Raw genomic sequence first — 25,154 nt, 5'->3', positions numbered from 1 at the left:
ATCCGGCATATCATTGAATGTCTCTACCTGCAATTCTCAAGTTTGTTTACAATCATGGTACTGAAGAAGTAATTCGTAGAGGTAAAAAGATCTTTTACACCTCCGGCGTACAAATGCTCGATGTGGATCACCTCATAGAGCAAGTGCGCTTTCGTGTGCGCAACGATCTTTACCAGAACTACTATACAGTTACCATCAATAAGTACCTGCAGCACCAGGAATTATCTGTGCGTTGCCAGTGCCCATACAATCTGGGTGAGATATGCCGCCACGAAGTAGCGGCGCTGTTTCAGCTTAATGATATTATACAAAGTGGTTTCTTTGAAAACACCGACGTGAACTATGATCAGAAGCACACTATAGTGCGTATGAGGCAGGTGAGCCGCCAGGTATTACAGATATTCACTTCTCCTCATGATATTGATACCGCTGAAAACTGGGCTGCTGATAATAAGGCCAATCTAACATCGGGTAAGAACGAAAAGATTGAAGCGGAAGTAGAAGATGGTAATGCTATTTTCCATGTAAAGATCAAGCAGAACGAAGAGCGCTATTTTGATACCTCTTGCGGATGTGATGAAAAGAAATTTCCGCTCTGTGTGCATAAAGCAACTGTCTTCCTTCAGGTTTTAAAGAAGAATGGTCCGCAGTTTTTCCAGGCTATGCAAAACTGGGATGTGCAGAAAAATAAACTGCTGGAGCAATACGGTTATTCACTTAACGATGATCTCAAGGGCAAATTCTCATGGGTCTATGAAAATGGCAAGCCATTTTTAAGGGTTCTTGATTCGAGCATAAAGAAAGTAGCGGTAGTAGCACAGCCGGTAAAGGTGGAGGTGGTAGAGATACCAACCATTGCCGTAGAGCAGAAGCGCCTTGGATTGCTGCTGGATACTTCGCATACTAAGTTCCCTTATGTAGATATACTACTCATTTCAGGCACCACCGATGAGGAAGAAAAGGAGATGACCGGTAAGATAGATAAGCTGGAGTTGCAGCAGTATATCAACCCGCTTCGCTACAGGGAAAATGAAAGAGAAATGCTACCGGTGGTGCGCAAGTTTATGAGTGAAGAACTCATAAAGTACGCGCGTAAAAACATGCCGTTTGGCGATTTCCTGCCAGAGCATGATAACCTGCTCAATAACATACCACCACAAGATGTACGCGAGCAACTATGGGAATACCTGTTACCTAAGTACCAGAAATTACTGAATCGTTATTCTGCATATCCATTGGTATACCTCAAGAAAGCCGGTAAACCTATTTCTTCGGCAGGCCTGGAGCAGGTTTCGTTCTCCGACACTTTGGTACATCCCCAGCTTGAAATAAAGAAAAAGGGTAAGAAATACAGCATCAATCTTGAATGGATTGTTGATAATAACGCGGTTGCTTATAAAGAGGTAAAACAGTTGAACTCTGCGCTTGTTATCCATGATAACAAGATATACAGCCTGGGTACATTAAAAGAAATAGAGCTTACGGAGCTTTTTCAGCCCGATGGCGCTATAACAGTAAATGCAGGTGACTGGAATGATTTCCTTAATGAGAAGGTAATGGTGTGGAACAAAATGGTCCATGTACACTTCTCAGAAGAGTTGATAGAACACGTAGAAAAAGTAAAGCCAGATACAAGATTATATCTTCAGGAGCGTGATAATATTTTTATCATGCAGCCTATGTTTGCTTATGATAATGTAGAGATAGCCCCCGATTTCTTTGGTGATGTTATACAACCAATAAAGGGAATAGTAAGAATAGTAAAGCGCAATGAAGAGTTGGAGCTGGAAATGCTGGAGCGCCTCAAGACACTGCACTCAGATATTCAGTTCAATAAAAAAGAAAATTATTATTACCTGCCGGGTACCGCAGTTTTGTCTAACAACTGGTTCATGCGCTTTACAGAGCAGGCCAAAGAGTGGGATATTGATGTGCGTGGTTTCGACAGGTTGAAGAACCTGAGGGTAAACACACACAAGCCTGAAACTACGGTGCAGGTAAGCAGTGGTATAGATTGGTTCGATGCTTCTGTTGAACTGAAGTTTGGCGATCAGTCTGTATCTATCATTGATGTAAAACGTGCATTGGGTCAGAAGCAAAACTTCGTTCGTCTTGGCGATGGCTCAATAGGGTTACTGCCGGAAGACTGGTTGAAGAAATATACACTGTTGCTGAAGGTTGGTGAGACTAAGGGCAATAAGGTGAGATTGAAAAAATATCACTTCAGTGTATTAGATGATCTGCTTTCTGAGATCGATGAAAATTCTTTGCTCGAAGAGCTGGAAATAAAGAAGGTAAGGCTGGAAAATATATTGGAGAACGATTACAGTGAATTGAAGCCACCTGAACACTTGCAGGCTGTGCTGCGTCCTTATCAGTTAGCTGGTTTCCAGTGGCTGAAGTTCCTCAATGAAGCCGGCTGGGGTGGTATCCTTGCCGATGACATGGGTCTTGGTAAAACAGTACAGACCCTTACATTCTTCCAGCATTATAAGAACACGCACGACCATCCTAAATATCTGGTAGTATGTCCTACTACGCTTATGTTTAACTGGGAAAAGGAAATAGATAAATTTACACCTACGCTCACCAAGACCATACACCATGGTCCTAAGCGTGCGGCGTCAATTGCTGCATTCGAAAATTTTGACGTCATCATCACTACCTATGGTACGATGCGCAGCGACATTAAGATGTTCAAGGAGATAGAGTTTGACTACGTCGTACTTGATGAGTCGCAGTCTATCAAAAATCCACAGTCGCAGGTAGCCAAGGCTGCCCTGTTACTTAACTGTAAGAATAGGTTGGCATTGAGTGGTACACCTTTGCAGAACAATACATTCGACCTTTATGCACAGATGAACTTCCTTAACCCCGGTATGCTGGGTAGCAGAGAGTTCTTTATGAGTGAGTTTGCTACACCAATTGATAAATTCCGTGAGGAAGAAGTAAAGGGCCAGCTACGTAAGTTGACCTATCCGTTCCTCCTGCGCCGCACTAAAGAGCAGGTGGCCAAAGATCTTCCTGAAAAGACAGAGATGATCCTATACTGTGAGATGGGGCCGGAACAGCGCAAGATCTATGACGCCTACCGCAATACTTATCGCTCGCAGATACTGGGCATCATTGAAGAGAAGGGTATGGAAAAGTCGCAGATGCACATTTTGCAGGGACTTACCAAACTCAGGCAGATATGCGATTCACCAGCTATCATGAACGACGAAGAAAAATTTGCCAATCATTCTATTAAGCTGGATGAGCTATCTCGCGAGATCACTGAGAACGTAGGCGATCATAAGGTGCTCATTTTCTCCCAGTTCCTGGGTATGCTGGGCCTGATCAAGGAGAATATGGAAAAGGAAAATATTCCATATGTGTACTTCGACGGTAGTAGCTCGGCAACAGAACGTGAGAATGCTATCAATGAATTCCAGAACAATCACGAGTGCAGGGTATTCCTTATTTCACTGAAGGCCGGTGGTATTGGTTTGAACCTTACAGCAGCAGATTACGTATACATAGTAGATCCGTGGTGGAACCCCGCAGTAGAACAACAGGCCATTGACCGTACTCACCGTATCGGCCAGACCAAAAATATCTTTGCATACAGGTTGATCTGTAAAGACACATTGGAGGAAAAGATGCTGCAACTGCAGGAGCAGAAACGCAACCTTGCAAATGAGCTGGTGTCTGATGATAACGCATTTATGAAGCGATTAACCAAAGACGATATTGCATTCTTATTTAGTTGATGGCGGTGTTCATTATACATTTATAAAGCCACTGCCCGTTAGCTATCTAACGGGCAGTGGCTTTTATGTAGGGAAGAGCTTAAATAACTATGTATATTCGAATTTCTTCTTTAGCGTAAGAATAGGTTTCTCAATAATTATAAACGATAGCCATGAGCATGAAACGAGAATGACGAGTTTCGCACAGAAAACGAAATAGTCGTTGTTGATAAATGGTGATGTGTCGGGGTGCTTCATCATGTAGTCAGCCACCCACGTGTCTGCAGCGTATCCAAAGGTAAAATGGTATAAGTAGAGGCCGTAGCTTATCCTGCCAATAAAATTAAAGACTTTGTTTTCCATTATGTATTTGCGTATCCACTCAGATTTATTTTTCAGAGTGAACATGATCAGTGCCAGCGCTATCACACTATCCAATACAGATTTATAAGTAACACTAAGTGGATTGCCATTAAATGAAGCAGTTTTTATTACAACATATAGCAGTAGTGGGAAAACTATAAGGAAGTTTTTTTCAAAAGTTTTACGCCAGTTTTCTTTCAGTCTTATATAAGCATACGCCCCACCGATACCAAACGCGTCCAGGCAGTTGAATACAAGTACCGGATAGTGGTGGTGCCACACATATACAACCACAAACCGGCTTACTATTCCTAAAGCTATTGAACCTATAAAAACATATTTGATGTACTTCCAATTAATGAATATGATCAACCACGGCCATATGAGGTAAAATTGCTCTTCCACTGACAGTGACCATGTATGCGATAAAACATTTGCTTTCCCGGTTCTATAAGGTAGTAGATTTGATGTGTACGTCGCGTAATAAAATATATTGTCCCGAACGAAAGTATAGCCCAACAAATAGCATACAAGAATAACAAGATAATATATTGGAAATATGCGAAGCGACCTTCGAACAAAAAAATTCTTTATGACAGTTAGTTGTTTCCCGGCTACAAGCTTTGTCTTTTCGTTGAGCAATATTGACGTAATAAGAAATCCACTCAGTACAAAAAAGAGGTTTACTCCAAATGCGCCATTTTCAAGAAAGATAGTGAGTAGATAATTGGGAATACTGTTAGCTGGATAGCCGTGCCCCCAGTGCTCCATAATAACAAAAAAAATAGCGAGTGCTCTGAGTGTATCTAATCCTTTAACATATTTCATTTACGGGTATTTTACAATTTTTCATTAAATATACTGCGCTCGCCTAAGATTGACAGTATGGGCTACTTTTTATAACAATAATAAAAAGAAAGCCCCCGAAGAGCGGGGGCTAAATCCTGAGTTTTCAGGGTGTCAGGAAATTATCATCAATAGCTATTTGGCTAATATTATTCACTTCTGAATAACAAAGCTAGTAAAAAAATCTACTTTAAGTATTATTTTTTGTAAAAGTTTGTTATTTCACCGAAAGTGCTGATTTTTAAAGGGCATTAGCATACGCTAAGTTTGTATTTTGCGTTTAATTTGAAATAATCACTGGTTCATGAGCTTCGGCAAGAAATTATTAGCACTTTTTGCACTACTGCTTTCTTTTGCGGCTTCGGCCCAGAGGGTGGCTATGAGTATGCCCGATCATGATGATAAAAAATACTACTTCGGCATCACTTTTGGCCTTAATTACTCTGTTTACCAGATCAACTATACGGAGGCATTTGCCGCTACCGATACGTTTAAAAGTATACAGCCTAAGTGGCAGCCTGGTTTTAACCTTGGCCTGTTAGCTAATCTGAAGCTCACAAATTTTGTTGATCTGCGTTTTGTGCCGTCACTAGCGTTTGCAGAAAAAAGGTTGGATTACAAATACGGTATTCCTAAAGATAGCGCACTCAGCAAGGGTATAGAGGCTATATACATGCACTTACCTTTGCAGTTGAAATTTAAGAGCGACCGTATCAATAATTTTAGGTTCTATGCGCTTATTGGTGGTAAATTCGACTATGATCTGGCCGCAAATGCAAGGTCAAGAAGAACAGATGAGTTCCTAAAGGTAAGCCCGGTCGATTATGGATACGAAGTAGGGGTTGGCTTTGAGTTTTTTAATGATACTTTTATCTTTTCTCCCGAGATCAAGATTAGCCAGGGGATGCGCAATCAGTTATTTCAGGATCATAGCTTACCTCTTACCAATGCCATACAAACATTGCTTACCCGCATGATAGTTATTTCCATTCATCTGGAAGGTTAAAATATTAGGTAGCTGTTATAGAAGAGGTATGCAATGCGGCATGGTGATAGCCTTATTCGTAGGTTTTCATCACAATATCCCGGGTAATATTATCCAGCTTTTTTGTTGCTTCTCCCAGTTCTTTCACCAGTTCCGTCTTTTCATTTTCATTGACATTATCGAAATCAAAGATCTCGCATACACCCAGTATATTGGCTATATGGCTGCGTACGCTATGAGACTGCATCTGGGCTATTTCTTCAAGCTTTCTGTTCTTAGCTTCTATATGTCTTATGTAATTGTGCTTCTCTGTCACATCCTGCAGTGTGCCTATTGCTCTTAACGGTACGCCTTCTTCGTCAAAGGTGATCTTGGCAATACAAGTCACATCCTTCACTTTTTTATTGGCTGCAAGTATTCTGAAAGAAAACTCTTTAAACTGCTTAGTGCGTAAGATGTCTCCAACTGTCTGTTTGACAAATGCTCTGTCTTCACTATATATAACTCTTATGAACTTCTCGTAATTGAGCCTGTAGTCTAGATTGATGTTAAAAATATCAAATGCCGATTCCGACCAGCCAAAAATGTCACTTTCCAGGTCCCAGGTCCATGAGCACATTCTTGCAGCTCGCTCAGCCTCAAGCAGCATAGCATTTTTTTGTTTCAGCAGATCTTCCGATTTCTTTCGTTCAGAAAGGTCTCTGGTGATCTTTATAAACCCATCTACCTGCTCATGGTCATTTTTTGTAACAGTAATAGATATACTTCCCCAGAATTTAGTGCTGTCTTTTCTTACTCTCCACCCTTCAGTTTTGACTTTGCCATTCTTTTTAGCCAGATCAAGCAGGTATTCGGGAACTTTATTTTTACGGTCTTCAGCTGTGTAGAATACATTGAAATTTTCGCCTATAATCTCAGTTGCGTTATAGCCTTTAATATTTTCCGCACCCTTATTCCAATCTTCTACAATGCCATCTGCATTCAATAATATAATTGCATAATCCTCAATATTCTCCGCAAAATGCGAAAAACTATAATCTCCCTTCCTGTAATGATCTACCATTGTGTGTGCACTGAATCTAATTCTACAAAAAACTGCTGGCAAAGGTAAGGTACTTAATAGCTAAATAAATGATAATAATCAGTATGCAACAGTAAATAATAAAAAAAGACATGATGTGAAAGTGATGTTTAATGTTTTTGCCGAACAATGAACTCAATTTGGCTATGGGAAAAATAATACCTTTACAGCCTGTTTTCCAAACCGATATAACATAATGAAAGAAGCATTTATAGCAGACGGGTTACGTACGCCGATTGGCAATTTCAGGGGAGCGCTATCAGGCATGAGATCAGATGATCTTGGTGCATGGGTTTTGCAGAAACTTGTGGAACGTAATCCCAACATTCCGGCATCGGCAATCGATGACGTTATCATGGGTTGCGCCAACCAGGCAGGAGAAGACAACCGCAATGTGGCCCGTATGGCTTTACTGCTGGCTGGCTTGCCATATACAGTTCCCGGCGAAACGGTTAACCGCTTATGTGCTTCAGGCATGTCGGCTGTTATCAATGCGTCAAGAGCAATAAAAGCCGGAGATGGCGAGGTATTCATAGCCGCGGGTATGGAGCATATGACGCGTGGCCCATGGGTAATTGGTAAAACTACCCAGGCTTTTGGTCAGGACGCGCAGATGTATGACAGCAGCTTTGGCTGGAGATTCGTCAACCTTAAAATGCACCAGATGTATGGTACAGACGCCATGGGAATGACCGCAGAGAACCTTGCCGAAATGTACAACATCAGCCGTGCTGATCAGGATGCATTTGCATATCGCTCACAAATGAAGGCTGCTGCAGCACAGGCCTCGGGCCGACTGGCAGAAGAAATAGTTGCTGTAGAAATAGCACAAAAGAAAGGCGCACCAACAGTTATCAGTGTGGATGAATTCATTAAGCCTACCACAACAATTGAGGTCCTTGGTAAACTGAAGCCGTCCTTCAAAAAAGATGGTTCTGTTACTGCCGGTAATGCCTCAGGACTTAATGATGGTGCTGCGGCATTGTATGTAGTGTCTGAGCAGGCTATAAGGCAATATGGCATAACACCCAAAGCCAGAATAGTAAGCAGCGGTGTTACCGGTGTAGAGCCACGCATAATGGGTATAGGCCCTGTAAGCGCTACACAACTGGCCCTAAAAAGAGCGGGGCTGACTATAAACGATATAGACATCATAGAACTCAATGAGGCCTTTGCAGCACAGGGCCTTGCAGTGCTCCGCAACCTGGGCATAGCAGATGATGATGCGCGCGTAAATGTAAATGGTGGTGCCATAGCTATCGGTCATCCACTCGGAATGTCCGGTACCCGTATCATCAATTCAGCCGCGATAGAACTGCACAAGCAGAACAAGCGCTATGCGTTGTGCACCATGTGCATAGGACTTGGGCAGGGTTATGCGGTGATCATTGAAAGAGTGTAACAATAAATGGCTCAATGGCTGAATAGCTTAATGAATTAATGATACAGATGGTGAATAAATGCCGGGCTTGTGTCCGGCATTTATATTTTAACGCTCGTCCGCGATTGTATCGCGGATGCAACGGCAGGGCTTTTGTAAGGCCCGATAAAGTACCTTACAATCCCTTCCCCTTGCTCACATACTTATTGCCCTTTATTGAAAACCGGTAGGGTAGCATGGCATCTTCAGCAGCATAGGCTACACCCACACGCGTGCCAATCACAATATCAGTTTTGGGCAATTTTATTCCTCTGTCCTCAATAAAGATATCTGTGCCCGATAAAGATGTGCCGGTAAGGGCTGTATTAATGCCCAATGCGGCACTCAATGCGCCGGGCCCTGCGGTGAGTGCAGGTGTCAATTTTTCCTTCTTTCTGCGCACCAGCATATACTCAACGCCCTCAAGTGGTTCAACTGCGCGTATCAATACTCCACTTGGCGTACCCTCCACATTAGTGATCACATTGAACAGGTGATGAATGCCATAGCACAGATAAACATAAGCAACACCACCATTCATAAACATCACCTTCGTTCTTTCAGTATTCCTTCCGCCATAGGAGTGAGATGCCTTGTCATGTACACCTGCATAGGCTTCGGTTTCCACTATCATCCCCGATGTTACTATGCCACCAATATTGGTCACGATAACTTTTCCCAACAGCTCTTTAGCTATTTTAACTACATCTGTACGGGTGTAAAAGGATGGTGGAAGGATCATAAGAATGCTGACTCAATAGTTCAATCGTTTTGTGTCCAATAAAGTTATGCCAATTGCACAAATAGCACTATTACCCCAGGTTGGACATCGCCTTAATATACATGAGCACGGTAACCACTACTAAAACTGCAGTGAAAAATATCGACTGTATCAGCCACTTTACTGCCGTCTTGAACCAGCCCTGGTTGTAAAAGCGATACATGGCCACATACAGATAGACATACATACCAAGGAAAACCGACAGCCCGAATCCCTGCAGTACGGTTACCATGGCGTCGCTTTCAACTTCGATCTGGTTTATCAACTGCAACAGCAGACCGAATACAAACACCATGCAATAGAAATGTATCGTAAATACGGCATGGGCAACAAAGAACTGTTCCTTTCGCCGCAGGTACATGAGCCAGAGTAGTAGCGTGAATAATGGCAGTGAGATAAAAAATATCTTGGATAGCGAATGTGTGAACTGCTCATTGAGCTGCTCCATAAACCTGTTAGGATCTCTGTGATAAGCAGTAGATAGTTTGGCTACATTCCTGTAAAAGAAATCCTCCATGCCATGTACCTTTCGTGCTGAGGTATCGGGTAGTGTACGCTGAATAGAATCGAATACACGGGCCCCATCTCGCGGGTATACTCTGCCAAAACTGAGATAATCGGCCGTTTGATCAGTGCCGGGCACTGTCGCTTTGTTGTAGCCAAGCATCTTACCTTCATTATGCTGTTCTATACTATCGCGAAAGCGTGCTACCTCAGGTGTAGTATGCTCGTGCTTCATAAGTAAGCTGAAGGTAATGAGGAAAAAGATGGCTGAATACAACAGGTACATACGGATAGGGTTCAGGTAAGATACCCTGCGCCCCTTGGTATATTCTTTGGCAAGAAAGCCCGGCCTGGTTATTACATACTTCAGCGAGTCGAAGAACTTGCCGTCGAAGTGGGTTATATCCTCAAAAAAGTGACGGACGATGTGCCACGCATTTTCCCTTGGCTCATTGTTCTCCTGGCCACATACATGACAAAAGTGTCCGTATAGTGTAGCCCCGCAATTGAGGCATATGTTTTCTTTTCGTGCATGGTGATGACCCGACATGGCTTAAAAATAGTAAAAGCCTTTTACTTTCAGTGCATCTGTTTATTAACTTCCGGAAAAAGGTGGTCTATATAGCCCTTAGCATTTATGTAAGCTATAATTGGTCCAAAATATAAAGGCACCTACAGGTGCCTTTATAAAGAAAGTTACGATACCTGACTAATTCACTATCACTTCATCTACTCCAGTCCCTTCACCTTTTTCTTTTCTTTCCAGGGCTTTCTTGCCGTAAGATATCCTGCATATCACCACAAACAATACCGGTACTATAAAGATGGCCAGCGATGTAGCTGCGAGCATACCGCCAAATACAGTAAAGCCTATCGTACGTCTTGCTACTGCACCTGCTCCCTCAGCAAGTACCAATGGCATAACACCCAGTATAAATGCCAGTGACGTCATGATGATCGGTCTCAGACGAAGCCTCACGGCCTCAAGCGTAGATCGTATCAACTCCTCACCCGAGTCTACACGCTCCTTAGCAAACTCTACTATCAAGATCGCGTTCTTTGCCGACAGGCCTATCAACGTTATCAACCCTATTTGTGCATAAACATTATCTGTAAGACTTGGCACAAATGTCAGAGTTAGAATAGCTCCGAATGCACCAACGGGTACCGCAAATAACACAGAGAACGGTACCGACCAACTCTCATACAATGCGGCAAGGAACAGGAATACAAACACTATCGAAAGCATAAAGATATAGATCGACGAATTGCCCGCCTTCTCCTCTTCATAACTCAGCCCCGAGAACTCATAGCCATAACCATTAGGTAATGTTTTAGCTGCTACTTTTTTCAGCGCATCCAATGCCTGTCCGCTGCTATATCCCTTCTTTGGCGTACCATCTACCTCTGCCGATCTGAAGATATTAAAGTGCGATATCAACGGTGCTGTTTCTATTGGCGCATAAGTAACTAATGTACTCATAGGCAACATCTGTCCGGCCTGGTTCTTCACGTAGTACTTGTCAAGGTCAGTAATGTTCACCCTGTAGTTGGTATCTGCCTGCACCATCACGTGGAAGTTGCGGCTGTACAGGCTAATGTCATTGACATAGAAACTACCCATGTATGTTTGAATAGCACTGAATACTTCTGATATAGACACACCCATTTTCTTACACTTCTCCCGGTCTACAGTAAGGCTATAACTTGGCGTATGCGCCCCATAGAAGCTGAATGCATTGCCTATGGCCGGATCTTTCTGCACTTCTGCAACAAAGTTCTTCACCACCTTTTCAAATGCTCTCACATCATCCGGTGTTTCTCTTTGTTGTATCTGCATGGCAAATCCCGCTGTTTGCCCAAGGCCCGGTATGGGTGGTGGTGATATAACTACCACATTGGCTTGCTTCACACCTGCGGCAGCAATGCGTTGTTTCAATACATCTATGATGTTAGGTACTTGCTCATCAGCCTTTGTACGCTCATCCCATGGTTTCAACTGGCAGAAGATACTGCCGCTGTTAGACTTAGTGGAGAACGTCACCACATTCAGTCCGCCCAATGCCGCGTAGTGGCCCACACCTGGTGTTTCGCCAACTGCTTTCATCACTTTCTGCATTACTTCCAGCGATCGTGCTGTTGATGATGCTTCAGGCAATTCGTAAGTGATAAATATACGTCCCTCATCTTCTGTAGGGATGAAGCCTGTTGGTTTTGCTTTAAACAGTAACACAGTGCCCGCGCATATGCACACCAGTATGATGATGACCAGTTTAGATGCCTTTATAGAATGCTTTACACCGCTGGTATACCTATCAGAGAATCGTTCAAACCAATTGTTGAATTTATAGAACAGTCCGTTGAGTCCGCGGGCTTCTTTATTAACTGTCGATTTCTTGAGCAACAGTATACATAATGCCGGTGTAAGTGATAGGGCTACAAATGCCGATAGTATCACAGAGATAGCAATTGTTACAGCAAACTGCTGGTACAATCTTCCTACTATACCCGGTATAAATCCTACAGGCACAAACACCGCTGCAAGTATCAATGCAATGGCTATTACCGGGCCAGATATATCTTTCATGGCCTGGGTGGTAGCTTCCCGTGCCGACATGTCTTTGTGGTCCATATAGTGCTGCACAGCCTCCACTACTACTATCGCATCATCCACCACTATACCAATGGCCAGTATGAATCCGAACATGGTAAGGGTGTTGATAGTAAAGCCCAGCGGTATAAAGAATATGAACGTACCTATAATAGACACAGGTATAGCCAGTATTGGTATCAACGTTGCTCTCCAGTTTTGCAGGAAGAGGAATACCACTATCGCTACCAGTCCCAGTGCTTCAAGTAAGGTGAGCACCACCTCGTGCATAGATACTTTAACTACTGTCACAGATTCAAACGGTACACTATAATCTATATCGCCGGGAAATGTCTTCTTCATTTCTGCCAGCTTGGCGTATACACCTTCAGCAGTTTCCAGTGCATTGCTGCCCGGTGCCTGGTAGACCAGAAGGTAAGATGCACGTTTACCATCTACAAATGAATTACTTGCGTAGGCGAATTTGCCTAGCTCCACACGTGCTACATCTTTAAGATAGAGCAGCTGGCCGGTACCGGGCACTGTTTTAATGATGATGTTTTCAAAATCTGCAACCTTATTCAGTCGGCCATTCACCATCAGGCTGTACTCAAATACCTGCGTGCTTTGCTGTGGCGGTACGCCTACCGATCCTGCTGCTACCTGCACATTCTGTTCGCTTAGTGCACTGGTCACATCACTTGCCGATAGCCCGTATTCTGCCAGCTTATCAGGCTTCAGCCATACACGCATACTAAAGTCATCGGTACGGCTGAATATATCTCCTACGCCCTTTACCCGCAGCAATGCATCGCGTACAAATATGTTGGTGTAGTTGTCTACGAAGGTTACGTTATGAGATCCCTTTGGAGAGTACAATGCCACCAGCATCAGTATGCTTGGGTTTCTTTTTCTTACCGTAAGTCCCAGGCGCTTTACTACATCGGGTAGCTGTGGCGTAGCAATGCTCACACGGTTCTGTACATCCAGTGTTGCCACATCTATATTAGTACCTATCCCAAAGATCACATTCACAGTCATGGCACCATTGCTGGTGCTATTGCTTTGCAGGTAGTTCATCCCCGGCGTGCCGTTTATCTGCGCCTCTACTGGTGTGGCCATTGTCTGCTCCACCGTCAGTGCATCTGCTCCGGTAAACTGACCCGTTACCTGCACTGTAGCCGGCGTTATTTCGGGGTACTGTCCCACCGGCAGGTTCAGGATACATATTGTACCCACCATCAGCAGCACCAGAGAGATGACTATTGCGGTTACCGGCCTTTTTATAAATACATCAGCTATCATAATCTATATTCAATTCAAAGAGTAATTCTATATTAAGCCTTAACCTCCTTATGCACGTCATTGCGAGGAACGAAGCAATCTCGCATCTGGACGTATTCGTTTTGTATTTTATAAACCTTCTAAGCAAATGAGGGCGGGGTCGCGTAAGTATTATCGTAAGATAATACTAGGGTTGCTTTATCAGCGACCCGTCATGTAGTTTCTGCACGCCATCTACTATTACGCGGTCGCCTTCGTTCAGTCCGCTTTTTACTATTATCCTGTCGGCTATTGCAACACCCAGTGTCACTTTGCGTTGCACTGCATGTGGACTTGGTGCTTCTGCTTTTTTGACTGTAGTGTCTGTTGCCGACCTGATCACCGTGTCTTTTGCTACGTATACAAAGTACTCACCCATCTGTTCTACTACTGCCTTATTAGGTATGATCACCTGCATTGCGGTGTCCTGGTTGCGCACTCTTACTTTGCTGCTCATGCCGGCTCTTAGTAAGCCACCCTTATTAGGGAAAGCAATACGGACAGTTATGCTGCCTGTTTGTGCATTTACACCACGGTCTATTAGGCTTATCTGCCCTGTACCACCGTATAAACTGTTATCGGGCATCAATAAAGTAAATAGTGAATCTGCATTATTTACAGTTTGTTTTTGCATGCTCACAAAGTGGGGTATCTGCTTCTCATTGATCAGTATATCCACGGCCATAGGATCGTTAGTCGATATAGTATTGAGAATAGTAGATCCTGCCGATACTGATGCTCCCTGCCTAACCTGCGATATGCCTATTGTGCCATCAAATGGTGCTTTGATAATAGAGTAGTTCAAGTCTGTCTGCGTCTTTACTACATCTTGTTTGGCTGCCGCATATTGGTTCTTTGCATTCTGCAATGCGGTCATTGCATGATCCAGTGTTTGCTTTGCTACAGCATCGTGTTCATTAAGGTAGGTATAACGGTCGGCGTCTTTCTGCGCCTGGTCCAGGTTCGATTTGGCAACCATCAGTGCCGAATTACTCTGGCTTACTGTTGCCTGGTATTTGCTCACATCTATTTGGTACAGTTTCTGTCCTTTGGTTACATGGTCACCATCTTTAAAGAAGATACCCGTTACATATCCTTCGGTTTGCGAGCGGAGGTCCACCTGGTTAAGCGCTACTACAGTACCCGGATACATATCATAGTACACCGCCTTTTCTGCATGTACTTCGTAGATATTAACCGGCACCGGTATGTTAGCAGGATTAGGTACATCTGCCTTCTTCTCTCCACAAGCTGCCAAGGCTGCCATTCCCGCTATAAATATTGTTGTATGTAAAACTGACCTGTTCATCTTCTTAATTTCTTTTATCATTTCGCAATCATAATTGCCCTTATTATTATCTAGACACCACCACATTGTCGCATTCCATGACATTGCCGCATTCATTTCTGTACTGATCGGATCTCAACGTCAACATCATTTCCGAATTGTCAAATTCAAGGATTAATCTCTCCCATTGCCTTCTCCAGGTTCACCTTACTTCCCAACACCTGGAATAGTGCATTGAGGTAATTGATCTCCGATTCCTGCAGGTCCGATTCTGCCACTATCACATCCAGGTAAGCCTTTATACCTTCTGAGTATTGCAGCTTCACTATGTTGTACACTTCCCGCGCCATTGCCACGTTTTCCGACTGCGCTTTAAGGTTGTATAAGTTACTCTTGTAGGCCGCCAGCGATGTCTGGTATTCTGTGTATACCGCCAGTTTCAGATTTACCTCATCCCAGTCTATACGCTCTTCCTGTAATTTCGATTTATGAATGTTGTTCAGTCGTTTAAAACCGGTAAATAATGGTACACTCAACTGCAGGCCTACGTATGAGTTAGGATATGCCTGATTGTAGAGGTCAGAAAATTGCTTACTCTGAAACTGGTAGTTATAGTTGTAAAATGCCGATAGGGTAGGGATGAAATTGGTTTTGTAATACGATGTATTCAGATGCTGTATCTTCCTTACTAGTTGCAGTTGCTGGTATTCCACCCGTCGTTCTATGTGTAAGACAGCATCTGTGTCGGTATATATGCCCTGCATCATCACCGCTGTGTCAAAGTTTACGGTTATCTTTTGCTCTGCGGGGCTGCCCATTAGTCGTTTCAGTGCGGCATACTTTCCTTTTACTTCTTCGCTGGCTGTCTTCAGTTGAGACATGGAGTTGTTCAGTGAAATGGTTGCCTGCTTATAATCTACCTTATCAGATATGCCGCTTACGTACCTGTGGTAGGCGTCCTGCTGGTTCTTCCTGAGCCTGGCTGTATCTTCCTTATATACATTAATGCGCTCCACCGATAATAGGATATCATAAAATGCCTTGCTCACATCTGTAACCAGTTGTATTCTCGTTTCCCTTGTAGTTGCTCTGGCCAGGTCTATGTTGGTATTGGCGGCTTTTGCTGCAAGGAGTACGTCATTACTGAACAAATTCCACGTGGCGGCGATATTCGGATTAGATGTATTGGCTACCCCTGTATGTACCGGGGTGGACACACCATTAATAGGAAGGAACGATGTTGGTAATTGTAGCCAGTGCTGCAGGTTGGCCCCGCCGATTACCTGTGGCAGCCAGCCCGACAGTGCTATCGATCTGTTAGCGTGTGCTATCTCCTCATCAAGACGACTCTGGTTTACCGCTGGTTGGTTCTTCAGTGCATAGCTAATGCACTGCTCCAGTGAGTAGCTATATGTGGTTGTATCAGTACTGCCGGGTAGGTGGCGGGTATCATTAGAGCCTTTCAACTGCGCCCGGGTACTGTTGCAGAGCAGGAATGTCAGTAAAAGAAAAAGTGTTGTTCGGTATAACATGAGTGAGTATCCGGTTAATTACTGTTTCTATACTATCTGCATAAAAACAAGGTGCAAAGTTACCTATACCATCTATATCCGTGTAGGTACTTTTATTGATTTTATTGATGCGTACTGAGGTTCGCCCATTTTAATATTTATCTGCCACTGTTACAACACTATATAAAGTTATGCATATTTGCTTTGTATTTATCTTAACAATAATTTGTAGATTTTGTGCTTTGAGCAGAAATGCGCTTTAAACTATTGCGGGGAAATTTCGTCAACCGTGATGTTTGCCTTTATTATTGTTGAATATTTTCGCGCCTAAGCCCATACAATACTGTATTATTCACTTATATCTTTTACTTTCGCAAGTAAAATTGGGTGAATGAATATCTGCAGTAAACATCTTCTGTTGTTCGGTTGTATTTTTATTTTTTCGTGCAAAGATGTGCCCACTAAAAATCATGGTCCCATTAAGCTGGGCGACTCATCTACAATTGTAACTGAGTCCGATCCTCAAAGGCTTCAGGACCTAGTCACCGACCTCACTCCGGTGATACCTTCTAATATACCTCCTGATACCGCTAAAGAAGAACCAAAGGCAGATACGCCGCAGAAAGCCGCAGTTGCAATAGCCACTCCGCCAGCCGCAGCACCTATCCCATCCGGACCGGGTTTAAAGGCAGAGTTTAAAGAAGTAACAATTATGCTGCCTGGCCTTGATGCTAAACAGGCCGGTAAGCCCAACCTAATGAATGCCAATGGCGCAGTTTATACCTGGACAAGTGGCAACATAAATGGCAATGTTATGCGCACAACCGGTAACGTTGCTAAAGTTTCTCAGCGCTACCAGTCAGTAGTTTTGCTTAAAGGCAAAAACGGTAATCTACCTTTAGAAGACCTGAGTGTAACCACGCCTTGGCAACAGGTCAATGGCGGTAATGGTGCTTATCCCGTAAAAGGCCTGGGCGAAAATGATCTGAAGTTTGAAGATGCAGATGCCAATGATATTCGCAATGCAGTAGCCAAAGCCGGCCGCCAGCGTCACTTGAGCAAGAAGAAGATCGACGAATGGATGACCGTACTTGGCAAGAATGTACGTGCTGCTAATCAGAAACCTCTCGTTGTTACCCTCCGCTCCGTTATGTGGAAGATTGATGGTAAAGACGAAAAAGGCAAGATCTACTCCAAGCAGATCAGGATCGATGTGCCTATGTAATTCTTCTTTCATTTCTCAAAAGATAATACTACCTAATCCTCAACTGGGACATCCGTGGTGAACATAAGGTTACCCATACCATCTCTAAAACGTGCAGTCGCCGGGTGTATAACTCGTAGTTGTAGCGAGGGTTTCTCAAATTCTATTGGTGCAGCCCAAGTTATTGGCATATTTATACGTCTATATACACAGGTAGGTCTGTGAACCAGATATTAACCGTCAATTACTGCTACTATGAATAGAAAATCTACATTTGCCCTTTTAGCCTTTATTTGTGTTTCCATCGTTGCTCACGCACAGATCATCACTACCGTGGCTGGCGGGGGGGGGGTGATGGCGGTCCCCTGGATAGTGCTTTGTTAAGTCCTTTCAGCGTTACCTGGCACAATGGAGATCTGTATATCTCAGATGTAGACCATGCGCGGATAAGAAAGATAGATGCCGCAGGCCGCATTAGTACTGTAGTCGGTAATGGATTGTCAGTTTTTGAGTTGCCCGATCTGGGTGGGCAAGCTACGGCCACGCCATTCGCATATCCTGCTGATGTAGCTTTTGATAGCAAGAATAACATGTACATTTCTGATGCTGGCCTTGACTGTGTGTTTAAGGTGTCGCCTGCAGGTATCGTGTCGCGGTTTGCCGGTACTGATACGTTTGGGTACAATGGTGATAATATACCGGCAATTACTGCAACGCTCAACGGCCCCAGGGGCATAGCGATAGATAAGGATGACAATATATTTATTGCCGATACCCGCAACAGCAGGATAAGGAAAGTAAATGGTGCAGGAATGATCAGTACGGTCATGTCTGTGTATTCGGAAGATGTTTGTGTTGATGCCATGGGTAATCTATTTGCAGTTAATGGCCTTGGTTTATTCAAGCGGGATATTTTGGGAGTTGTAACCTGTGACTCAATACACGCTGCAACAGGTGAGTATGTACATGGTGTAGATATGGGGGATAACAATGATATCCTGGTAAGCACCAGCAAGAGGATACTCAGTATTAATGGCGCTGGCACGGTAACTGTAGTTGCCGGAGGAGATACGAATATTTGCTCTAATGGCGCTATTGCAACGGCTGTAGCCATAGGCGCAATAGGAATAGCGGCAGATCACAATGGCGTCATTTATATTTGTGATAACTATTCTGTTCATAAGATAGAGTCGGGCAGGATCTACAACGTTGTTAACCCTTCATTGAATACTCTGTGTAACGGCAGCAGGGCAGAGAATGCTGTTCTTGAAAACCCATCGTCGGTAACTTTTGATGGGGTTGGAAATATGTTCATCAGCGAGATGGCAGGTAGAGGCCCCAGGGTACGCAAAGTGAATAAAGACGGAGTCATAAGCACTTATAGCTCAGGCATATCCACATGGGACGTGTGTGCCAGTAAAACCGGAGATCTCTTTATGATGGGATTTGGAAAGGTATGGAAGGTGGCTGCCAATGGTTTAGTATCTAAGTATGCCGGTTCGGATTCAATGGGTTTCTCTGGAGACGGTGGGCCTGCAACCGATGCGCGGTTAGCGGGAACATTCAGGTCGCTGAAATTAGATAAGGATGGGAATCTATTCATAGCTGATAAAGGCAGGGTGAGGAAAGTGGATAATAACGGCATCATTACAACAGTAGCGGGTAATGGAGTAACAACTGGTGATAATGGCGACGGCGGACTGGCGATAAACGCTCATGTAGCACCCTGGGGTGTAGCCTGCGACCTGACAGGCAATTTGTATATTCTGGAAACACATGATATAAGGAAAGTAGCTCCGGACGGTACGATTTCTACAATAGCAGGTCCTGGTATTGTGGGTGTGCCGGGTGTTGGCGGGCCTGCAACCGCAGCATATTTTACGGCTAATGTAAATAATAAGATAGTGGTAGATACTGTAGGAAACATATACTTTACGGACATTAGAAGCAATATAAGAAAAGTGAGTGCGGACGGTATATTTACAACAATTGCAGGTAGCGACTCTACCGGGTTTTCTGGTGATGGCGGCCCAGCCACGGCGGCTTACATGTGGCGGCCTATGGGGTTGTCAATTGATGACTCAGGCAGGGTTTATTTTGCTGACTATGGTAACAATCGTATACGAAGGATAGATACCCGTTACAAATTTCCGGTGCCTGTTGCAGATATGAGTGGGGCGCTAAGTATTTACCCTAATCCATCTACCGGTGTGTTGCATATTGTTTCTTACAGTAAAACGCCGGGCGATGTGCAGGTGCTTGTATACGATGTTGTGGGCCGTAGAGTAGGAACACAAACCTTTTCTACTTCTACAGGCGTTATCAATGAGTCTTTAACCCTGCCTGCCGGGTTGCCGATGGGTACTTATGTGCTTCAATTAATTACGCCATCCGGTAACCGAACGGCGCAATTCCTTTTAGCGAAATAATTTACTGATCAATCAGATCTTCTCTACTCTTTTTTCATGCCTGCCACCTTCGAAGGCGGTAGAAAGGAAAGTATTGACCATCTTTTCTGCCAGGTCCAGGCTTACATAGCGGGCCGGTAAGCAAATGATGTTAGCGTTGTTGTGCTGACGGGCCAATGATGCCAGTTCTTCGAGCCAGCAAAGTGCCGCACGGATACCCTGGTGTTTGTTGGCAGTCATGCAGATGCCATTACCGCTACCGCAGATAAGTATGCCACCTGTAGCTTTACCTTCTTCGATCATGTTGGCTACCGGGTGAGCGTAGTCAGGGTAGTCGGTGCTATCCGCACTGTAGGTACCCTTGTCTTCTACCTGCCAACCAGCTTCGGTGAGCATTTTTTTGATAGCTTCCTTGTATTCAAAACCTGCGTGGTCGCAGCCTATAGCCAGGGGCAATGAACGATCGAAAGTAGTTTGCATATTAGTCGTTGTTTTCGGTTGCTTTTTTATTGAGTCTTGCTGTCATAGCGCGCGCACTGATGAACACGGATATTTCGAACAAGGCATATAGCGGGAAGAATACCAGCAGGCAGCTAAAGAGATCGGGAGGGGTAATGATCTCTGCCAACAGGAATAATATGAGTACGGCATATTTCCTTTTCTCGCGCATAAATGTTGGCGTAAGAATGCCAATGCGGGAGAGGAAATACACCACCATTGGCAGTTCGAACACCAGGCCCAGAGCCAGGGTAAGGTTACTAATGGTATCGTAATAGTTATCTATAGTAATTACGTTTTTGAACTTAGGGCTTAACTGGTAGTTGCCGAAGAAGTTGATGGTATATGGCGCAATGATGAAGTAGGCGAACATAACACCGGAGAAAAATAATAATGAGCACCAGAATACGATTCCCTTTGCAGCTCTTACTTCGGTGTCTTTAAGGGCAGGCTTTATAAAGCGCCATAGTTCCCAAAGTACATAAGGGAAGGCGATAATAAAGCCGATCATCATTGAAGAGGACATTCCCATCATGAACTGGCCGGTAACGGCCGTATTCTGGAACTCCATCTTAATATCGCTGAGGCAAAAAGAATCGTAATGGAAAAATCTGCCGAGTGCGCAGAACCACTTGTAGCTGACAAAATCGTTGTGGGCGGGCCCGAGAATTACCCGATCGAATATCCATTCGATCTTGATAAATACGGCAATAGCTGCGATGACAATAACGACAGCCGAACGCACAATATGCCAACGTAATGCTTCGATATGGTCTAAAAAGCCCATTTCGGCATTGGGATTAACGGGTTCTGCTGTTTTTTTAAATACGCTCACAATTATTTATTACGGACCGCAAAGGTAGGGAAATGCGATTGTTAGTGAATGGTTATTATAAGTTAAAAGTGAAAAGTCAAAACCCCAAAGTGCTTTAGTGTGGGTATATTAATTGGTATAGTAGCACAGCAACCCTCTGCAAAGGGTTAGTTATTACTTAATTACTGGACTCATAACCTTGGTTTTTAAAATACATCTGATATGCAGATAACCACCTCCCCCCGTCATTTCGCCTGAAAAAGCCGAAATGGTTGGGTACTCCTCCTTCAAAAGGAGGAGCGTGTGCGATACAAATCTCGTCTACTATACCTCAGGTTTATTTTAATGTTTAGATGCAACTAGCCTTTGCCTGCCAGGTAGTTGTAATCGTATAGTAATTGTTCTAAGAAATCGTAGCCGCCGATGTGGGTGTCTATGCTGAGGACGGATTTGATCTTAGCGACAACTTTCAGCATATAATCGTCGTTTTCTTTGCGTTCGCGCTTTACATCTAGCAAATTGCGGATGCCGTTTATATCTCTATCTGTAAGGCGCATAACCTGTGGAAAGAGTGGCGTGTAATTGGTTACTTCTATCTCTTTATATATCGTTTCATTGATATTTGGCTTGTAGCCCGCATCTATTACTACCGTGCCTGCGGCAAGATCTCCTACGCGTTGTGAGCGGGGAGTGACCATAAATGTGATCACATCGGGGATGTAAAAGAACATTAGTGAAAATATGAGCCGGGGATCCTGCATGATGAGGAAGGGCATGATATATATGAAATAATTGCCCAGCCCGAGTACGAAACGTATGATATATTGCCCCCAGGTAGGTTCTTTACCCTGTGAGTCGATGATCTTAATGCCTGCTACCCGCTTGCCGATGGTCTGGCCATTGAACAGAATTTCGAATACCAACTGGTAGGAGAGTACGGGTAAAGAGAATAATGCCATTTCGAGAACGAATTTCAGTTTGTCGTTATCGGGGAATAGCGGGACGATGAATTCTATGGTAAGGTAGTAGTAGGTAAAGATGACGAGTATATCTACCAGCCATGCCAGCACGCGCTTGCCGAAAGTGGCGACCTTGAATTCGAGGTCTATATTAAATGGTGTGGATATAGTAATAATGGGCATGGGTTACAGTGACTTTTTACTAAGGGACTAAATTACAAATTCATTTGTTATTGAGTGCGGTGAAGATTTTGTGTTGTTGTTTGTATGGGTTGTCATTGGGGGTATGCCCGATGGAGATGAAAATATAATCGGGCATAGAAAAGTGGTAAGTGGTTCACTATTAAATATTTATGTGAATTTGGAATGCCCGATCGTGCCCGATTATGTGAGTTTGACTGCGTGTCACAAAGAGAACCGGACCGATGGCTGTTGCTCAGAAGACCGACATCGGCGAAAAACTTGCACTTTATTCTGCTTTTTCTAATGGTTTTTCCAGTGCGGGTGGTTTTGCGGTTTCATGTATACAAAACGAATACGTCCATACGTGAGATTGCTTCGTTCCTCGCAATGACCCACCTCTTTTACAACCTGTCACTGGATTATGATTGCGGGGCTACCCGAATAACACCTCGCATTGACCCGCCGGGGTGGTGTATTGGGCGTTTTTGAAAAGTGGCAGTTTTTCGTAAAAGTGGCAGTTTTGTAGTTTGGTTTTTGTCTGAAATGCCTTGTGGGTATGGGCTATAAGGGATTTCAACAAATTGCCACTCTCTGCCACTCTCTGCCACTTCCTGCCACTTTTTCTGCTAGTTTTTGTTTGTGTCTCGTTCCTAAATAGGTTTACACACTTGTTTGAACTCCCGACCTCCGGTTGGGACAGGCAGGATGGTAAGGATTTCAGGAAAACGAGGATGCCAGATGCAGGGCTGAAGATCTTCAGCCCCTGCGGGTTGGGGTGATTGGGTTCATAAAGTCAAAGAGCGTATACAGGGTTTCACCTGATTCGAGTGCAAATTAATATGGGAAAATGGATTTTTAAAATAAAGATATTCACAAAAGTGTACGTCTGCGTAGGCTGTATGGTGCTGTGGTAAAGGGTTTGAGTGGGGTGATTTTCTGTGGATATGTTTTTTGAGGTGTGTTTTCCGACGTTACAAACGCCCTGCCGGTGCATCCGCGTTACAAACGCGGACGAGGGTGCAAATTGTCTCAAAGAGAACCGGCCCGATGCCGAATGTCGTGGTTCGGCGCGGCTGCCATTGACAAGTTCTGTAAATGTATTCTTTTCAATACGTAGAATATTTAATACAAAACGAATACATCCAGATGCGAGATTGCTTCGTTCCTCGCAAAGACTAACCTGGGCGGGTTGCCTGAAACCAATGTCATCTGCAAAGAGCTTGGCGCCAGCAATTGTCCACTTATAATGACATTCGGGGGGAGTGATTTTTTGTGGATATGTTTTTGAGGTGTGTTTTCGGGCGTTACAAACGCCCTGCCGGTGCATCCGCGTTACAAACGCGGACGAGGAAGGTGGGGTGATTTTTTGTGGATATGTTTTTGAGGTGTGTTTTCGGGCGTTACAAACGCCCTGCCGGTGCATCCGCGTTACAAACGCGGACGAGGAGGGTGGGGTGATTTTTTGTGGATATGTTTTTGAGGTGTGTTTTCGGGCGTTACAAACGCCTTGCCGGTGCATCCGCGTTACAAACGCGGACGAGGAAGGAGATGTGGCACACCTTTGGCGTGTGCCACATCTTGGTGTCTCGGCAGAATACTACAGTCGCTGTGAGATGGCTTCGTGCCTCGCCATGACCAAGGTCAGGCACATCTTGTAGAGCTATCTACTAATTCAGCAACTGTCCTATCAATTCCTTCAGCAACTCTTTATCATCATTGTTGCTTTTGATGCCAACCGCCATGGTGCTGTACTTGCCGAGCAGCATAAGGGCGCGTTCTACACGTGCTCGGGGCCAGATCTGCACAGCGGCCATGGTCTCTTTTAACTTGTAGTAGCCCAGTGCTGCAATAATGTCTTTCTCAGGTTTGCCCACAAGAAAGGTTGCCATATATAACTTGCTAAAGTGGCTGTAGAAAGAACCGATCAACAGGGGCATTGGTGCTGCCTTGGGGCTGTTCAGGAAGTAGTTGAGCATGCGGTACAGCTTATCCATATCCTTGCCTGTAAGCACATCGGGGAATTCAAAGATGTTGTACTCCCTGCTGATGCCAATGTACTTCTGTATCATGGCGGCAGTCAGCTCCTTTTCATCGGGTACGTTGATGCGCACCTTACTTATTTCGTTCACCACCTTTTGCAGATCGTTACCCAGGTAAGTAGCCAGAATCTCGGACTCGCGTTCGCCGATTGTAAATCCTACTTCTTTGCCATAGTCCCGTATCCAGGCGGGCATTGAGGCGTCTTTTATCTTTTCAGAGTTAAAGTATAGCCCTTTGTCTTTGGCGTATTTTACTGCTTTGGTCTTGCCGTCTGCTTTCTTAAAGCGGTACTCTATGAGGAGGACAGTGGTGGGTGATGGCTTTTCGAAATAGCCCATCAATGATGCGAAATCCTTCAGAGAAGCCGCATCCTTAAGGATGACCACCTGCTTTTCAGCGAACATGGGAAATCTGCGGCAGGCGTTGACCACATCGGCCCAGGCGACATCCTTTCCATAAAGAGTTATGAGATTGAAATCCTTCTCGTGGGGGAGTAGGATATCGTTCTCGAAATGTTCTGTAAGTAAGTCGATATAATAAGGCTCTTCCCCGTCTATAAGATAGAAGGGAGCGTACTGCCTCATTTTGAGGGATTGGATGATCCTGTTGTATTCTGCGTTCATAC

The 25,154-nt window shown here is 44.2% G+C and carries 16 protein-coding genes; 5 read left to right on the top strand and 11 right to left on the bottom strand.

The features are described from left to right. Window positions 1–17 precede the first annotated feature (17 nt). Window positions 18–3,752 carry a DEAD/DEAH box helicase gene (locus CJD36_RS18235; RefSeq protein WP_105040635.1) on the top strand — a complete coding sequence of 1,245 codons (3,735 nt, stop codon included), beginning with the start codon at window positions 18–20 and terminating at the stop codon, window positions 3,750–3,752. Between the two features lie 87 nt (window positions 3,753–3,839). Here the strand turns inward: CJD36_RS18235 and CJD36_RS18230 are convergent, their stop codons facing one another. Continuing rightward, the gene (locus CJD36_RS18230) at window positions 3,840–4,922 is read right to left on the bottom strand and encodes an acyltransferase family protein (RefSeq protein WP_105040634.1); all 1,083 of its coding nucleotides are present in this window, start codon (window positions 4,920–4,922) and stop codon (window positions 3,840–3,842) included. A 322-nt stretch (window positions 4,923–5,244) separates the two neighbouring features. On the opposite strand from CJD36_RS18230, the gene porT reads away from it, so the two are divergent. Further along, on the top strand, window positions 5,245–5,946 hold the full coding sequence (gene porT / locus CJD36_RS18225; protein ID WP_105040633.1) for a type IX secretion/gliding motility protein PorT/SprT: 702 nt from the start codon (window positions 5,245–5,247) through the stop codon (window positions 5,944–5,946). 52 nt (window positions 5,947–5,998) lie between these two features. On the opposite strand, the gene CJD36_RS18220 is transcribed toward porT, so the two are convergent. Continuing rightward, window positions 5,999–6,988 carry a PAS domain-containing protein gene (locus tag CJD36_RS18220; RefSeq protein ID WP_105040632.1) on the bottom strand — a complete coding sequence of 330 codons (990 nt, stop codon included), beginning with the start codon at window positions 6,986–6,988 and terminating at the stop codon, window positions 5,999–6,001. 214 nt (window positions 6,989–7,202) lie between these two features. Here CJD36_RS18220 and pcaF point away from each other — a divergent pair, with 214 nt between their 5' ends. Further along, window positions 7,203–8,408 carry a 3-oxoadipyl-CoA thiolase gene (gene pcaF / locus CJD36_RS18215; RefSeq protein WP_105040631.1) on the top strand — a complete coding sequence of 402 codons (1,206 nt, stop codon included), beginning with the start codon at window positions 7,203–7,205 and terminating at the stop codon, window positions 8,406–8,408. A 154-nt stretch (window positions 8,409–8,562) separates the two neighbouring features. Here the strand turns inward: pcaF and CJD36_RS18210 are convergent, their stop codons facing one another. The 5 genes from CJD36_RS18210 to CJD36_RS18190 form a co-directional block, all read right to left on the bottom strand. After that, window positions 8,563–9,168: a DNA-3-methyladenine glycosylase gene (locus CJD36_RS18210; RefSeq protein ID WP_105040630.1), complete on the bottom strand. Its 606-nt coding sequence runs from the start codon at window positions 9,166–9,168 to the stop codon at window positions 8,563–8,565. A gap of 70 nt (window positions 9,169–9,238) precedes the next feature. After that, a complete protein-coding gene (locus CJD36_RS18205) occupies window positions 9,239–10,261 on the bottom strand; it encodes a DUF3667 domain-containing protein (protein ID WP_105040629.1) in 1,023 nt (340 codons plus the stop codon). A 159-nt stretch (window positions 10,262–10,420) separates the two neighbouring features. Further along, complete coding sequence (locus CJD36_RS18200; RefSeq protein ID WP_105040628.1) at window positions 10,421–13,606, bottom strand: efflux RND transporter permease subunit; 3,186 nt, start codon at window positions 13,604–13,606, stop codon at window positions 10,421–10,423. A 166-nt stretch (window positions 13,607–13,772) separates the two neighbouring features. Beyond that, a complete protein-coding gene (locus tag CJD36_RS18195; RefSeq protein ID WP_161499370.1) occupies window positions 13,773–14,954 on the bottom strand; it encodes an efflux RND transporter periplasmic adaptor subunit in 1,182 nt (393 codons plus the stop codon). 125 nt (window positions 14,955–15,079) lie between these two features. Further along, window positions 15,080–16,444: a TolC family protein gene (locus tag CJD36_RS18190; RefSeq protein WP_105040626.1), complete on the bottom strand. Its 1,365-nt coding sequence runs from the start codon at window positions 16,442–16,444 to the stop codon at window positions 15,080–15,082. Between the two features lie 370 nt (window positions 16,445–16,814). On the opposite strand from CJD36_RS18190, the gene CJD36_RS18185 reads away from it, so the two are divergent. Together CJD36_RS18185 and CJD36_RS18180 are read left to right on the top strand one after the other, a co-directional pair. Beyond that, entirely contained in the window at window positions 16,815–17,648 is an 834-nt protein-coding gene (locus CJD36_RS18185) for a hypothetical protein (protein WP_105040625.1), read from the top strand. Between the two features lie 356 nt (window positions 17,649–18,004). Beyond that, the gene (locus CJD36_RS18180) at window positions 18,005–20,056 is read left to right on the top strand and encodes an NHL domain-containing protein (RefSeq protein ID WP_133162703.1); all 2,052 of its coding nucleotides are present in this window, start codon (window positions 18,005–18,007) and stop codon (window positions 20,054–20,056) included. A 12-nt stretch (window positions 20,057–20,068) separates the two neighbouring features. On the opposite strand, the gene rpiB is transcribed toward CJD36_RS18180, so the two are convergent. The 4 genes from rpiB to holA all read right to left on the bottom strand — a co-directional run bounded on the left by rpiB (window position 20,069) and on the right by holA (window position 25,152). Beyond that, complete coding sequence (gene rpiB, locus CJD36_RS18175; protein WP_105040623.1) at window positions 20,069–20,515, bottom strand: ribose 5-phosphate isomerase B; 447 nt, start codon at window positions 20,513–20,515, stop codon at window positions 20,069–20,071. A gap of 1 nt (window position 20,516) precedes the next feature. After that, window positions 20,517–21,368, bottom strand: a complete 852-nt coding sequence (gene tatC, locus CJD36_RS18170; protein ID WP_105040622.1) for a twin-arginine translocase subunit TatC — start codon at window positions 21,366–21,368, stop codon at window positions 20,517–20,519. 338 nt (window positions 21,369–21,706) lie between these two features. Beyond that, complete coding sequence (locus CJD36_RS18165) at window positions 21,707–22,489, bottom strand: RDD family protein (protein ID WP_105040621.1); 783 nt, start codon at window positions 22,487–22,489, stop codon at window positions 21,707–21,709. 1,667 nt (window positions 22,490–24,156) lie between these two features. After that, complete coding sequence (holA, locus tag CJD36_RS18160; RefSeq protein ID WP_105040620.1) at window positions 24,157–25,152, bottom strand: DNA polymerase III subunit delta; 996 nt, start codon at window positions 25,150–25,152, stop codon at window positions 24,157–24,159. Between the last annotated feature and the right edge of the window lie 2 nt (window positions 25,153–25,154).

Source organism: Flavipsychrobacter stenotrophus, assembly GCF_002954265.1.
Taxonomy (GTDB): Bacteria; Bacteroidota; Bacteroidia; order Chitinophagales; family Chitinophagaceae; genus Flavipsychrobacter; species Flavipsychrobacter stenotrophus.
The sequence above is the reverse complement of the archived record's forward strand: the minus strand, read 5'-3'. Positions and strand labels throughout refer to the sequence as shown.